Source organism: Pseudomonadota bacterium, assembly GCA_030859565.1.
Lineage (GTDB): Bacteria > Pseudomonadota > Gammaproteobacteria > JACCXJ01 > JACCXJ01 > USCg-Taylor.
In genome coordinates, this window is the sequence record JALZJW010000103.1 from 1 (window position 1) to 13,968 (window position 13,968).

Genomic DNA, 13,968 nt, shown 5'->3' on the forward strand with positions numbered 1-13,968 from the left:
TCATGATGGTCTTCATCCTCCCATCATGAACAGTCGCCGCCTTACTTCAGACTCATCTTGTATTAGAAATAAGCCCTCCCTTCAGACTCATCTTGCATTGGAATAGACTTCGTGTTGACCCGCCGTGCGTTAGGTGTATAATCCGCACCCTCTAGCGGGGGCTCCCCTGCGTTGATCTTTAAAAAACCGAACAATCAAGCAATTTGTGTGGGTGCCTGCGTTCAGGATTTCTTCACCATAGGTTGTGCGGCGGAAGCGGGGTTCACTTCGATACCCGGTAACCGCCGAGCGAGAGAATCTTAGCTGTGCAAGCAGCTAAGTAAGCTTAAACTGAAGAGTTTGATCCTGGCTCAGATTGAACGCTGGCGGCATGCTTAACACATGCAAGTCGAACGGTAACAGGCCCTTCGGGGTGCTGACGAGTGGCGGACGGGTGAGTAATGCTTAGGAATCTGCCTAGTAGTGGGGGATAACCCGGGGAAACTCGGGCTAATACCGCATACGCCCTACGGGGGAAAGCGGGGGACTTTCGGGCCTCGCGCTATTAGATGAGCCTAAGTCCGATTAGCTAGTTGGTAGGGTAATGGCCTACCAAGGCGACGATCGGTAGCTGGTCTGAGAGGACGACCAGCCACACTGGGACTGAGACACGGCCCAGACTCCTACGGGAGGCAGCAGTGGGGAATATTGGACAATGGGCGCAAGCCTGATCCAGCGATGCCGCGTGTGTGAAGAAGGCCTGCGGGTTGTAAAGCACTTTCAGTAGGGAAGAAAAGCCGAGTACTAATATCGCTCGGTCTTGACGTTACTTACAGAAGAAGCACCGGCTAACTCCGTGCCAGCAGCCGCGGTAATACGGAGGGTGCGAGCGTTAATCGGAATTACTGGGCGTAAAGGGCGCGTAGGCGGTTTGGTAAGTCGGGTGTGAAAGCCCTGGGCTCAACCTGGGAATTGCATTCGATACTGCCTGGCTAGAGTATGGTAGAGGGAAGCGGAATTCCGGGTGTAGCGGTGAAATGCGTAGATATCCGGAGGAACACCAGTGGCGAAGGCGGCTTCCTGGACCAATACTGACGCTGAGGCGCGAAAGCGTGGGGATCAAACAGGATTAGATACCCTGGTAGTCCACGCCCTAAACGATGAGAACTAGCCGTTGGAGGAGCTTTGTCCTTTAGTGGCGCAGCTAACGCGATAAGTTCTCCGCCTGGGGAGTACGGCCGCAAGGTTAAAACTCAAAGGAATTGACGGGGGCCCGCACAAGCGGTGGAGCATGTGGTTTAATTCGATGCAACGCGAAGAACCTTACCTGCCCATGACATCCTCGGAACTTTCCAGAGATGGATTGGTGCCTTCGGGAGCCGAGAGACAGGTGCTGCATGGCTGTCGTCAGCTCGTGTCGTGAGATGTTGGGTTAAGTCCCGTAACGAGCGCAACCCTTGTCCTTAGTTGCCAGCGGGTAATGCCGGGAACTCTAAGGAGACTGCCGGTGACAAACCGGAGGAAGGTGGGGATGACGTCAAGTCATCATGGCCCTTATGGGCAGGGCTACACACGTGCTACAATGGCCGGTACAAAGGGTTGCCAACCCGCGAGGGGGAGCTAATCCCGAAAAACCGGTCGTAGTCCGGATCGGAGTCTGCAACTCGACTCCGTGAAGTTGGAATCGCTAGTAATCGCGAATCAGCATGTCGCGGTGAATACGTTCCCGGGCCTTGTACACACCGCCCGTCACACCATGGGAGTGGGCTGTACCAGAAGTAGGTAGCCTAACCTTCGGGAGGGCGCTTACCACGGTATGGCTCATGACTGGGGTGAAGTCGTAACAAGGTAGCCGTAGGGGAACCTGCGGCTGGATCACCTCCTTTCAAAGTGCAAAGTGAAAGTGAAGATTCTGCGACGACAGGCGCCCACACAAATTGTTTGATTGCGAGGGCCCGTTAACTTGGGTCTGTAGCTCAGGCGGTTAGAGCGCACCCCTGATAAGGGTGAGGTCGGTGGTTCGAGTCCACCCAGACCCACCACAAGCGGCGCGGTAAACCCCAAACGATATAGTAAGATGGAAAAAGCGACGCTGGGGCCATAGCTCAGCCGGGAGAGCACCTGCTTTGCAAGCAGGGGGTCGGCGGTTCGATCCCGCCTGGCTCCACCACAGCTTGGTAACGGGTTGGCCGTGGGCGTCGATGTATCCCTGGCCGAGTGAACGTTTTAATGGTGCCCGCTGCATGGTTGGCGGGTTAGGTTGCGGGCGTCTCGCCCGCGATTTGATCTTTAAAAAATCGGAAGGTCGTCCAGCAACATTGAACGAGTCAGAAATGACTCATCGCAAGATATAAATCGATTGCATTCGCACAACTACGTATAACCCAGACTGTTTGGGGTTATATGGTCAAGTGAAGAAGCGCATACGGTGGATGCCTTGGCGACAGGAGGCGATGAAGGACGTGGCAGCCTGCGATAAGCTTCGGGGAGCCGGCAAACAGGCTTTGATCCGGGGATGTCCGAATGGGGAAACCCACCGCGCAAGCGGTATCCTGGCCTGAATCCATAGGGCCAGGAAGCAACACCCGGGGAACTGAAACATCTAACTACCCGGAGGAACAGAAATCAACCGAGATTCCGTTAGTAGTGGCGAACGAACGCGGAACAGCCCAGTCACTGTAAGCACACCATGTATAGCCGAACCGTCTGGAAAGTCGGGCCATAGAAGGTGATAGTCCCGTAGGCGAAATACCTGGTATGTGGGTGACGAGGAGTAGGACGGGGCACGTGAAACCCTGTCTGAACATGGGGGGACCATCCTCCAAGGCTAAATACTACCTGTCGACCGATAGTGAACCAGTACCGTGAGGGAAAGGCGAAAAGAACCCCGGAGAGGGGAGTGAAATAGAACCTGAAACCGTATGCGTACAAGCAGTGGGAGCGCCTCCTTGGAGGCGTGACTGCGTACCTTTTGTATAATGGGTCAGCGACTTACTTCTCAGTGGCAAGCTTAACCGTCTAGGGGAGGCGAAGGGAAACCGAGTCTTAATAGGGCGTTTAGTCGCTGGGAGTAGACCCGAAACCGGGCGATCTATCCATGGCCAGGGTGAAGATGGGGTAACACCCATTGGAGGCCCGAACCCACTCCCGTTGAAAAGGTAGGGGATGAGCTGTGGATAGGAGTGAAAGGCTAATCAAGCCCGGAGATAGCTGGTTCTCCCCGAAAGCTATTTAGGTAGCGCCTCGTGTATTACTCCCGGGGGTAGAGCACTGTTATGGCTAGGGGGGCATTCGTGCCTTACCAAACCATTGCAAACTCCGAATACCGGGAAGTATGAGCACGGGAGACACACGGCGGGTGATAAGGTCCGTCGTGAAGAGGGAAACAGCCCAGACCGCCAGCTAAGGTCCCAAAATCACAGCTTAGTGGTTAACGAGGTGGGAAGGCATAGACAGCCAGGAGGTTGGCTTAGAAGCAGCCATCCTTTAAAGAAAGCGTAACAGCTCACTGGTCGAGTCGGCCTGCGCGGAAGATGTAACGGGGCTCAAGTTGTGTACCGAAGCTGCGGATGTGTAGGTGTCTTAGGACTCCTGCACGTGGTAGGGGAGCGTTCCGTAAGCCTGCGAAGGTGTGCCGGAAGGCATGCTGGAGGTATCGGAAGTGCGAATGCTGACATGAGTAGCGATAATGCGGGTGAAAAACCCGCACGCCGAAAGCCCAAGGTTTCCTGCGCTACGCTAATCGGCGCAGGGTGAGTCGGCCCCTAAGGCGAGGCAGAAATGCGTAGTCGATGGGAAACAGGTTAATATTCCTGTACCTCGTGCCACTGCGATGGGGGGACGGAGAAGGCTAAACCAGCCGGGTGACGATAGTCCCGGTTTAAGCGCGTAGGGAGTCATCCTAGGAAAATCCGGGGTGGCAATTCTGAGGCGTGATGACGAGGCCCGTTTCCGGGCTGAAGTGGTTGATGCCCAGCTTCCAAGAAAAGCCCCTAAGCTTCAGGTGGTACAAGACCGTACCCGAAACCGACACAGGTGGGCGGGGAGAGAATCCCAAGGCGCTTGAGAGAACTCGGGTGAAGGAACTAGGCAAAATAGCACCGTAACTTCGGGAGAAGGTGTGCCCCCGGTACGTGAAGGCCCTGCGGCCGGAGCGGAAGGGGGTCGCAGTAACCAGGTGGTCGCGACTGTTTAATAAAAACACAGCACTCTGCAAACACGAAAGTGGACGTATAGGGTGTGACGCCTGCCCGGTGCCGGAAGGTTAATTGATGGGGTTAGCCGCAAGGCGAAGCTCTTGATCGAAGCCCCGGTAAACGGCGGCCGTAACTATAACGGTCCTAAGGTAGCGAAATTCCTTGTCGGGTAAGTTCCGACCTGCACGAATGGCGTAACGATGGCCACTCTGTCTCCATCCGAGACTCAGCGAAATTGAACTCGCTGTGAAGATGCAGTGTACCCGCGGCTAGACGGAAAGACCCCGTGAACCTTTACTACAGCTTTACACTGAACTTTGAATATGCCTGTGTAGGATAGGTGGGAGGCTATGAAGCTGGAACGCTAGTTCCGGTGGAGCCACCCTTGAAATACCACCCTGGTATGTTTGAGGTTCTAACCTGGGCCCGTAATCCGGGACAGAGACAGTGTATGGTGGGTAGTTTGACTGGGGCGGTCTCCTCCCAAAGAGTAACGGAGGAGCACGAAGGTACCCTCAGCGCGGTCGGAAATCGCGCATAGAGTGCAAAGGCATAAGGGTGCTTAACTGCGAGACGGACGTGTCGAGCAGATACGAAAGTAGGTCTTAGTGATCCGGTGGTTCTGTATGGAAGGGCCATCGCTCAACGGATAAAAGGTACTCCGGGGATAACAGGCTGATACCGCCCAAGAGTTCATATCGACGGCGGTGTTTGGCACCTCGATGTCGGCTCATCACATCCTGGGGCTGAAGCCGGTCCCAAGGGTATGGCTGTTCGCCATTTAAAGTGGTACGCGAGCTGGGTTTAGAACGTCGTGAGACAGTTCGGTCCCTATCTACCGTGGGCGCTGGAGACTTGAAGGGATCTGCTCCTAGTACGAGAGGACCGGAGTGGACGTACCTCTGGTGTTCCGGTTGTCATGTCAGTGGCACCGCCGGGTAGCTATGTACGGACGGGATAACCGCTGAAAGCATCTAAGCGGGAAACCCTCCCTAAGATGAGGTCTCCCTGGACCTTCGAGGTCCCTTAAGGTTCGTCGAAGACTACGACGTTGATAGGCTGGATGTGGAAGCGCAGTAATGTGCGAAGCTAACCAGTACTAATTGACCGTGAGGCTTGACCATATAACACCCAAATAGTTTGCGTTTAGGGTGGGTATGCAATGCAATCGATCGATCCAACAAGAACGCATGACGACCTTTCGATAGTCTTTCAATTGCTAGGCGTGTCTGGCGATGAAAGGAATGGTTTGTCTGGCGGCTATAGCGAGCGGGAACCACCCGATCCCATCTCGAACTCGGTAGTGAAACCGTTCAGCGCCGATGATAGTGTGGGATAGCCCATGTGAAAGTAGGTCACCGCCAGGCGCTTATAGCAAAACCCCTGCAACCTAATTGCCGGGGTTTTTATTTTATGACACTGCGCAGACTTGATTTTGAAATTGCGCTATATTTAGTTTGAAAAGCGTTCCATGGTGGTTAACGAAGTGTGCTCACGAAGGGTTTATAGGCTCGGCTAAGAATCGCGGTAAAGCGCCGAGACTACGAGATTACCCAGATTAGCTAAATGCGTCAGAAACAAAAGGAGGAACGATGGTTGAATCCGATGATGAGATAACGCAGGCCCTTTTAGGGTCGAGCGAGGATTTCAAGCGGCTTTACCAAAAGCATAGGGGGTTAAAGAACCAGGTGCACCAAGCAAACACAGGCGCACTCCCGCTTGATGATATCTCGTTGGAGAACTTGAAAAAACAAAAGTTGCTGCTCAAGGATAGAATGGCTTCGATGATCAAGGCTTATCGTGAGAGCAAGCTGGCAATCGGGGACTAATAGGCCGAGCGTATGCAACCTTTTCCCCTCGATTATCGAAGCGCCTATGGCGAGCGCGACTAGAACGAAAACGTAAAACGCGCCCCGATGATAAGCAGCATGCTCGCGAGAATGGGGCGAACGATGTGCTCGGGAAGCCGGATCCCCAGGTGACTCCCGAGATAGATCCCAGGCAGCGATCCCACTAGCAGGCTTCCGAGCAACACCAAGTCGACCATACCGAGATGGGCGTGGCCTAGACCCGCAACCGCCGTAAGAGGCACGGCGTGCGCTAAATCGGTGCCCACAATCGAGACGGCGGGCAAACGCGGATAGATAAGAAAAAGAGTTGCGGCCCCCAACGCACCGGCTCCAACCGACGACAGCGTTACTAAAACACCGAGGAAAACTCCAACAACGATCGTAATCGGTGTCTTTAGGCGGCTGTGAACAGCCCGTAACGCGGAAAACCGTTCCTTTAAACTGAAGTCGATAAGCTGCTTTTTTAACAACAGCACCAGTGACGTTAGTATCAACGCGATACCGAGCGTTGAAGTGATGAGCCCGGTATAGTCGATTCCCAAATCATTGAAGTGCTTCAACGCCCATACCGTGAGCGCCGATGCCGGTAAACTTCCGGCACTCATGATCCGCACGATGCGCCAATTAATCGTTCTCTGGCGATGATGTACCCAGATCCCGCCGCACTTTGTGATCGCGGCGTAGAGAAGATCCGTGCCGACGGCAATCGCCGGGTTAATCCCAAATAGAAGTACCAGGATTGGGGTCATGAGCGAACCACCGCCGACACCCGTCAGACCGACGATGAACCCGACTACAAAACCCGCAATGGTATAGGCGAAATCCATTGTGAAGTCCGGACCCGTAGTGTGTTGCGCATCGTAGTAATATCGATTGATAATAACAAGGATCCTTTGGTTATATTTTTATCGTATATAGCTATAAATCAACAGTCGCCCATGAAGTTGCAGCAATTAAGATTTTTCGTCGAGATTACGCGCCAGAAACTAAACGTATCGGCGGCCGCCGATCGGCTTTATACCTCGCAGCCAGGTATAAGTAAGCAGGTAAAATTACTTGAAGAAGAGCTAGGTGTGGGCTTATTACTGCGCAGTGGTAAGCACTTAGCGGCCCTAACGCCCGCCGGACAGGACATCTTACCGGTGGCAGATCAAATTCTCGCCGAGGTTGAAAAGATTCGGTGCATAGCGACGGAGCACAAGGACAATCGGCGCGGAAGTTTATCAATCGCGACGACACACACGCAGGCCCGCTATGCCTTGCCGGATGTGATCAAGGCCTTTATCAAAACCTATCCTCAGGTCGCGCTGCATATGCACCAGGGAACACCGGTGCAGATCTCCGAGCTGGCCGTGACTCGCCGAGTGGATTTTGCCATCGCGACGGAGGCCTTAGAACTTTTTGAGGATCTGGTCATGCTGCCTTGTTATCGCTGGAACCGCAGCGTCATTGTGCCGCGCGATCACCCGCTGACGAGGGCGTCGCCACTGACGCTTGAAGCCGTAGCCGATTATCCTTTGATTACCTACGTGTTCGGTTTCACGGGCCGCTCCCAGCTGGATCAAGCCTTCAATAGACGCGGGCTTACCCCGCGTGTCGTGCTTACCGCGGTGGACGCCGACGTCATAAAGACGTACGTCAAGCTTGGCCTGGGAATTGGCATAATAGCGAGTATGGCCTATGACCGGAATGCGGATAGCGAACTGTGTGCATTAGATGCGGGCCATCTGTTCGAACCGAGTACTACGAAAATCGGATTTCGTAAAGGCGCTTTTCTTCGGGGCTATATGTACTATTTCATTGAGCGTTTTGCCCCGCACCTTACCCGCGAGGTAGTTGAAACGGCGTGCGGCGTTGGAACGAGAGAGGAAATAGAAAAGCTTATTAACACCCGCAACCTGCCCGTTCGTTAGCCCGTGAGGGCTGGCATCCGGCAGGCGTTATAGCGGTGGCCGATTATAAATAATCCGGCACCTGCTCCATCATTTCGTCAACGGAGTCTTTTTCCGAGACTTCGCGGTTTAATACTTCCTTGACGAATCGAAAATAAGAGGTATAAATACGAACCGCGTTCGTTTCGTCGCGTACCAGAAAGAAGGGCGCGCGGTCTACTTTATATTCGCGGGCAAGCATCATGCCCTCGCTCGCAGCGTCCCGCTCGTCGGCTGTTACGATGTTGTCGATGCGTTCGAGCAAATTCGCTCCCTTCAGTCGCTCGTGCACCTCTATGCATTTGCGGCACGGGAGACCATCGGCCATGATTTTCTTTACGAACGTTATATGCACAGTTTAACCACGAACTACGGCAGCCAGATTTCCAGTGTGCAGCCCGCATTCCTTTTGGGTGGCTTCTTCCCACCACCACCGCCCTTCTCGCTCGTGGTGATTCGGTAGCACCGGTCTTGTGCACGGTTCACACCCGATACTGATGAATCCCCGTTCATGCAATTCGTTATAGGGTATATCGTGTGTCTGGATGTAACGCCACACCTCCGCCGAACTCCAATTGGAGAGCGGGTTAAACTTGATTAGCGAGCGTTCTTTGGTTGAAAACGCGGCGTCCTTCTCGATAACGGCAAGCTCGATCCGAGTCCCCGGGCTTTGATCTTTGCGCTGGCCCGTGATCCAAGCATCTAGCGATTGAAGTTTCCGGCGTAAAGGTCCTACCTTTCGGATAGCGCAACATTCCTTATGGCCGTCTTTATAAAAACTGAATAATCCCTTTTCGCGCACCAAACGCTCTACCGCCAGCGGATCAGGGAACAACACCTCGATCTGGATCTGGTATCGATCTCTTACGCGCTCCAAGAACCGATAGGTTTCTGCGTGCAGGCGCCCGGTGTCCAGAGAAAAAATACCGACGTCGTTTCTTATTTTCGTCGCCATATCGACCAGCACCACGTCTTCCGCACCGCTGAAGGAGATCGCAATGTGCTCATATGCCGTTAGCGCATATGCCAGAATCTCTTGGGGCGATTTATGATCGTACTGAACGGCTAAGTTCTCAATGTTTTTGTTGATCATTCAGACTATCTCCATGCTTGCTTCAATCGTACGCCCTGCCCTTCGCATTATTAATATAACAGGCCAGGCGTTTTGCCGTGAAATGGCGTATATGCATATAGATATGCCTTATTTTACGATCTTTTTACGGCCGTGGCATTGACTAGCGCTGTACTCCTAGGGGTGGGTCACTGCCGAGCCAGCGAGACAGCCGCGCGACGACTCAGCGATAACGCGTCGGATCTGCCGTGCTGGCGCCTTCAAAACCGGCGCGACGAAAGCGACAGGCGTCACATACCCCGCATGCGCGTCCCTCGTCGTCGGCCTGATAACAAGAGACCGTGATGCTGTAATCGACGCCCAGGCGTAGGCCTTGCCCGATGATCTGGGCCTTGCTTAACTCGATAAGCGGGGTATGTATTTTAAAGCGCTTTCCCTCCACGCTTGCCTTGGTGGCGCGTTGGGCCGTCGCCTCGAAGGCTGCAATGAATTCCGGCCGGCAGTCGGGATACCCGGAATAATCGATCGCGTTAACCCCGATAAAAATATCCCACGCCTCGAGCACCTCCGCCCACGCCAAGGCCAGGCCGAGTAACAGCGTATTGCGTGCGGGAACGTAGGTGACCGGGATCCCTTCGGTCGGCGTCTCCGGCACGGCGACGGTTAGGTCGGTCAATGCAGATCCGCCGATCACCGAGAGGTCCAAATGCATCACCTTGTAGTCGCGGACACCTAGCGCGATAGCGATTCGATAGGCCGCCGCAAGCTCCGCACGGTGGCGTTGGCCGTAGTCAACGCATAATCCGTAGCACGCATACCCTTGTTCGCGGGCGATGGCCAAGGCCGTGCTGGAATCGAGCCCTCCCGAGATCAATACGACCGCACGCCGTGGACTAGCGTCCGGGGATCTCACCCCAGATCACCTTATGAAGTTGAATCTGAAAGCGCACGGGAAGCCGGTCTTCCAGGATCCACTCAGCCATCTGAGCAGGGTTGATCTCCCCGCTGCTCGGCGAAAACAGGACCTCGCACGGAAAGCTAAAGCGTTGCATGATCTCCTTGGCCCAGTCGTAGTCGATGCGGTCGCGAATCACGAACTTTACCTCATCGGTCGCCGCAAGATACTGAATATTTCGATAGTCGTTTTTTCCGGCCTCTCCCGATCCCGGTGTCTTCAAGTCCATGACCTTCATGACGCGCTTATCGACGGACCGGATGTCGAGGGCGCCGCTCGTCTCGAGCGAGACGCGGTAGCCGAGATCACACAACTGTTGCAGTAGGGCCGGACATGCGGGCTGAGCGAGCGGTTCGCCTCCCGTTACCGCGACATAACGAGCATGATACTCGGTGATCCGTTCTAATATGGTATTGAACGGCAGGCGCGTACCGCCGTGAAACGCGTAAGCCGTATCACAATAGTGGCAGCGTAAGGGACAGCCCGTTAGACGCACGAAGACTGTCGGTAGACCCACGCGGCTCGACTCGCCTTGTAGCGACAAAAAGATTTCGGTGACGCGTAGACTCGCCTCGGGGACGATTTTTGAACGGTGGCGGGCATAAGCGTCGTGGAGTAGAAGCGCGCGCGCGCGGGTCATGGCTGCTCAAGGCGAATGCGTTGTAGGCGCTCCTCGGCGAGCCGTGCGGCGGTGGTGCCTGGATAACGAACCCGGAGATTCTCGAGGCTGGTCTTGGCCTGGTCGAGCTGGCCTAGTTCGTGGTGGCTGTAACCGATCTTGAGGAGGGCATGGGTCAATTTCCGACTCTCCGGGTAGCGCTCAGCGAGTTTCGTATATTCGGCGATCGCCGGCTGATACTGGTGAGTCACGTAGTAGGCCTCCGCGAGCCAGTATTGCGCATTGTCGGCGTGCGCGCTTTTGGGATACTGCGCGATAAAATTATTGAAAGCAGAGATAGAGTCGTTGTAGTTCCCTACCTTAAGCAGATCGAAGGCGCGTCGGTAGTCGTCTTCCTCGTGGCTCGCACGCGCAGCGGCGACCGTTACCGGTTTGCCCGTGTCCGGCGCCACTCCGGAAGGTGCTTGTCCGGGTGCGGGTCCGGAAGACGGGGCCGGGGCCTCGCCGATGTCATGGGCCGGCGTGTCGGCCGGGGTCTCGACCGCGCGGGTCGAATCGTCTAGAGGCCGGGAAGCCGCTGGCGCGACTGCCCGCGGGGGACTCATTACCTCAGGGCTTGTGGATTCATTGCGAGCGTTGCCGGGATCACTCGGGCCGTCCGCGCCGGTTTCAAGCGGTTGCAGCCGGCGGTCGAGGTCGAAATACAGTCTTTCATCGCGCTCTTCGGATTTTTCGAGCCGATGCGCCTGAACTTCCAGCTCCCCGCGCAGCCGTTTCACCTCTTGGTGCACGCGCTCGACCTGGTCCAGAAGATCCAGCATACCGCGGTTAGTGAGCAGCCGTTCCAGCCGTCCGAGCCGGGCCTCGACACTCGGTGGATTGCCTTCGACGATGGGAGCTTCGTATTGCGCCATTACGCAAAGAGGCGCACAGGCCGTTAAAAACAACGCGCCGGGCCATGAACGGATTGCCCTGCCGGACATGGTTTCTAGTAGCTGATCTCTACGCGTCGATTGAGGGAATAGGCGCTTTCGTCATGTCCGGGGGAATCCGGATGTTCCTCGCCGTAGCTTACGGTGCGGATCTGGGAGGCGGAACCGCCAAGCAAGGTGATCTGTTTGCGCACCGCGAGCGCACGGCGTTCCCCGAGGGCTAGATTATATTCCCGCGAGCCGCGTTCATCGGCGTGCCCCTCGAGCGTGACAACCGTGTCGGGGTGGCTCGTGATGTACGCGGCATGAGCCTCGATCGCCGATCGAAATTCCGGCCGGATCTCATCGCTGTCGTATTCAAAATAGATCACACGCGCCCCATCTCCACCGCGTCCCCCGTCGCTCACATCGGCATTCGGGTAAGCTTCACCCTTATCTACGCCACCGGCTTGCGCGTCCATGGCCTCCATCTCGGCCGGAGAAATCCCCTGGTCTTCCACCGTGGCCGCACTGTCTTCTTTGCTTAGCTCATCCACCGTTTGACATCCGGCTATTGCGAGGGCGGACAGCGCGAGAATAAGCATTCGCATGTTCATGGTCTGCATCGTTTTATCTCCTCTGTGCTTGCGTGATTCTAATATCTGAACGGGCCCCACGCCGGTTCGCGGACCTCCCCGCGCAACAATGCCAGGCGTTGCTTCACTCGGCCATCGATCGAGGTGGCCGCCAGCTCGGTGCCCCGCGGCCCGACCGTCGTATAGATGATCATGCTGTCGTTGGGGGCGAAACTCGGAGACTCGTCCAAGCGGGTGTTGGTCAATATCGCCAGGCGCTCGGTTTCCATGTCGTAGGTGGCGATCCGGTAGCTGCCGCCGTCGCCGTGAACGAGCGCCAATAATTTCCCGTCCGACGAATAGCGGGAGCGAGCGTTATAGTCCCCTTCGTGTGTCAAACGCCGCGGGTGTCCACCCGAGACCGAGACTTCATAAATCTGTGGGCCCCCGCCCCGGTCGGAAGTAAACGCCAAACGGGTTCCATCCGGTGACCAGGAGGGTTCGGTATCGATGGCCGGGTCGTTCGTGATGCGCCGCAATTGGCGGCTCGCGAGGGTTAGCACATAAATCTCGGGATCCCCATCGCGCGACAAGGTCAACGCCAACCTTCCTCCGTCCGGCGACCACGCCGGGGCGCTGTTGATCCCCGTTTCCGCGGCTACCTTGTCGCGGTGACCGCTCCCGAGATCTTGAACGTAGATCGTGGAGCCGCGGCCTTCGAACGAAACATAGGCAAGACGCCTCCCGTCCGGTGACCACGCTGGCGACATCAGCGGCTGCGGTGAGGTCAATAGGGTCTGTACATTCTCCCCATCGACATCGGCTACTTGCAGCCCGTAGATCTTGTTCCGTCCGCTGCGCTGCTGGACCGTGACGTAAGCGATGCGGGTGGCGAAGGCTCCCTTGACGCCGGTCAGCTTCTCGTAGATCGCGTCGCTGATCTGGTGGGCGACCAACCGCAACTGGGCCGCTTTCGCGGGGACCTTATACGCCAGAAGTTGGGTGCCTTTATACACATCGACCAGCCAAAACTCGACCTGGTAGTCCGTCTCGATACCAGGCCGGAGGGTCCCGATCACCAAATTGTCCATCCCGACCCGGCGCCAATCGGCAAAATTGATTTCGGAGAACCCGTGAGGCTGCGATGGCATATCGGCGCGCGGCATCGGGACAAAGCCGCCACTGCTTTCTAAATCCGCGGCAACGATCGCGGCGATATCCACGGTCGGTTGTGATCCGGGCGGATCGAACGGAGTGATCGCGATCGGGAGCGCGCCCGCGACGCCCTGGGTAATCTTTATCTTTAATACCGCCTGCGCGGTTGCATACCAGGCCAATAATGCCAAGCACACAGCCGCCCTATACGAACACTTCAAGCCTACACCTCCGGTTCGAAGACGAATTGGATCTCGCGCAGTTGCCGAAACAAGCGCGGATCGTCGGGTACCGGTAGCGGTGACGCCTTGCGGACCGCGATCTCCGCTTGCCGGTCAAACACCGCGTTGCCGCTCGATCGTATCACCTTAGCGTCCACGACGTCGCCCCCGGGCACCATCGTGACCAATAGTTCGCAGGACAGTCCTCGCTCGGGATAATTGAAGGTGTTGCCGATCTGAGTCCGGATGAGTTTAATATATTTGTTGATTTCACTTTGATCGTGCTCGCGCCGCGCTGCCTCGGTGCGCGCTTTTTCCTCCGCGGCCAGGGCCGCGGCTAATTCCCGCTGGCGCCGCTCTTCCTCTTTACGCTTTTTCTCGGCCTCGGCCTTCTTGCGTTGTTCCTCGGCGAGACGTTTCTTCTCCGCTTCGGCCTGCTGGCGTTCTTCACGTTTTTTCGCGAGCGCTTTTTCTTGCGCGATTCGCTTCTGCTCCTCGACCAGC

The 13,968-nt window shown here is 56.0% G+C and carries 11 protein-coding genes, 2 tRNA genes and 3 rRNA genes; 7 read left to right on the top strand and 9 right to left on the bottom strand.

The window, feature by feature from the left end:
• The first annotated feature begins 327 nt into the window (after positions 1-327).
• From M3436_14560 to M3436_14585, 6 genes are all read left to right on the top strand, one after another.
• A 16S ribosomal RNA gene (locus tag M3436_14560) occupies positions 328-1,865 on the top strand.
• Between the two features lie 79 nt (positions 1,866-1,944).
• Positions 1,945-2,021: transfer RNA gene (locus M3436_14565), tRNA-Ile, on the top strand.
• 52 nt (positions 2,022-2,073) lie between these two features.
• Positions 2,074-2,149, top strand: a tRNA-Ala gene (locus M3436_14570).
• A gap of 235 nt (positions 2,150-2,384) precedes the next feature.
• Positions 2,385-5,299: ribosomal RNA gene (locus tag M3436_14575) — 23S ribosomal RNA — on the top strand.
• Positions 5,300-5,427: 128 nt separating this feature from the next.
• Positions 5,428-5,542 (top strand): 5S ribosomal RNA (gene rrf / locus M3436_14580).
• Together the 16S, 23S and 5S rRNA genes with 2 tRNA genes alongside form the textbook arrangement of a ribosomal RNA operon.
• 225 nt (positions 5,543-5,767) lie before the next feature.
• On the top strand, positions 5,768-6,004 hold the full coding sequence (locus tag M3436_14585; GenBank protein ID MDQ3565298.1) for a DUF465 domain-containing protein: 237 nt from the start codon (positions 5,768-5,770) through the stop codon (positions 6,002-6,004).
• Between the two features lie 59 nt (positions 6,005-6,063).
• Here M3436_14585 and M3436_14590 read toward each other — a convergent pair whose 3' ends face one another.
• Positions 6,064-6,852: a sulfite exporter TauE/SafE family protein gene (locus tag M3436_14590; protein MDQ3565299.1), complete on the bottom strand. Its 789-nt coding sequence runs from the start codon at positions 6,850-6,852 to the stop codon at positions 6,064-6,066.
• 111 nt (positions 6,853-6,963) lie between these two features.
• On the opposite strand from M3436_14590, the gene cysB reads away from it, so the two are divergent.
• A complete protein-coding gene (gene cysB, locus M3436_14595) occupies positions 6,964-7,938 on the top strand; it encodes an HTH-type transcriptional regulator CysB (GenBank protein MDQ3565300.1) in 975 nt (324 codons plus the stop codon).
• A gap of 43 nt (positions 7,939-7,981) precedes the next feature.
• Here the strand turns inward: cysB and M3436_14600 are convergent, their stop codons facing one another.
• The 8 genes from M3436_14600 to M3436_14635 all read right to left on the bottom strand — a co-directional run.
• Positions 7,982-8,221 (bottom strand): hypothetical protein, encoded by a 240-nt coding sequence (locus tag M3436_14600; protein MDQ3565301.1) that lies wholly within the window; start codon positions 8,219-8,221, stop codon positions 7,982-7,984.
• Positions 8,222-8,314: 93 nt separating this feature from the next.
• On the bottom strand, positions 8,315-9,049 hold the full coding sequence (locus M3436_14605; GenBank protein ID MDQ3565302.1) for a phosphoadenylyl-sulfate reductase: 735 nt from the start codon (positions 9,047-9,049) through the stop codon (positions 8,315-8,317).
• Positions 9,050-9,251: 202 nt separating this feature from the next.
• Positions 9,252-9,941 (bottom strand): 7-cyano-7-deazaguanine synthase QueC, encoded by a 690-nt coding sequence (queC, locus tag M3436_14610; GenBank protein MDQ3565303.1) that lies wholly within the window; start codon positions 9,939-9,941, stop codon positions 9,252-9,254.
• Positions 9,922-10,623, bottom strand: coding sequence for a 7-carboxy-7-deazaguanine synthase QueE (queE, locus tag M3436_14615; protein MDQ3565304.1), 702 nt, complete (start codon positions 10,621-10,623; stop codon positions 9,922-9,924). The genes queC and queE overlap by 20 nt, the downstream gene beginning before the upstream one ends.
• The gene (gene ybgF / locus M3436_14620) at positions 10,620-11,516 is read right to left on the bottom strand and encodes a tol-pal system protein YbgF (protein MDQ3565305.1); all 897 of its coding nucleotides are present in this window, start codon (positions 11,514-11,516) and stop codon (positions 10,620-10,622) included. Before ybgF ends, queE begins: the two co-directional genes overlap by 4 nt.
• A gap of 74 nt (positions 11,517-11,590) precedes the next feature.
• Positions 11,591-12,139, bottom strand: coding sequence for a peptidoglycan-associated lipoprotein Pal (pal, locus tag M3436_14625; protein MDQ3565306.1), 549 nt, complete (start codon positions 12,137-12,139; stop codon positions 11,591-11,593).
• A gap of 29 nt (positions 12,140-12,168) precedes the next feature.
• Positions 12,169-13,464: a Tol-Pal system beta propeller repeat protein TolB gene (gene tolB, locus M3436_14630; GenBank protein MDQ3565307.1), complete on the bottom strand. Its 1,296-nt coding sequence runs from the start codon at positions 13,462-13,464 to the stop codon at positions 12,169-12,171.
• Positions 13,465-13,466: 2 nt separating this feature from the next.
• Positions 13,467-13,968 (bottom strand): cell envelope integrity protein TolA (locus tag M3436_14635; protein MDQ3565308.1); only part of this gene is annotated, 502 nt, incomplete at its 5' end.

Bases quoted from the DNA above. Each gene is read 5' to 3' on its own strand.
- pal (MDQ3565306.1), bottom strand. From the start codon at position 12,139: ATGCAGACCATGAACATGCGAATGCTTATTCTCGCGCTGTCCGCCCTC.
- ybgF (MDQ3565305.1), bottom strand. From the start codon at position 11,516: ATGGCGCAATACGAAGCTCCCATCGTCGAAGGCAATCCACCGAGTGTC.
- M3436_14590 (MDQ3565299.1), bottom strand. From the start codon at position 6,852: ATGGATTTCGCCTATACCATTGCGGGTTTTGTAGTCGGGTTCATCGTC.
- cysB (MDQ3565300.1), top strand. From the start codon at position 6,964: ATGAAGTTGCAGCAATTAAGATTTTTCGTCGAGATTACGCGCCAGAAA.
- queE (MDQ3565304.1), bottom strand. From the start codon at position 10,623: ATGACCCGCGCGCGCGCGCTTCTACTCCACGACGCTTATGCCCGCCAC.
- M3436_14605 (MDQ3565302.1), bottom strand. From the start codon at position 9,049: ATGATCAACAAAAACATTGAGAACTTAGCCGTTCAGTACGATCATAAA.
- M3436_14585 (MDQ3565298.1), top strand. From the start codon at position 5,768: ATGGTTGAATCCGATGATGAGATAACGCAGGCCCTTTTAGGGTCGAGC.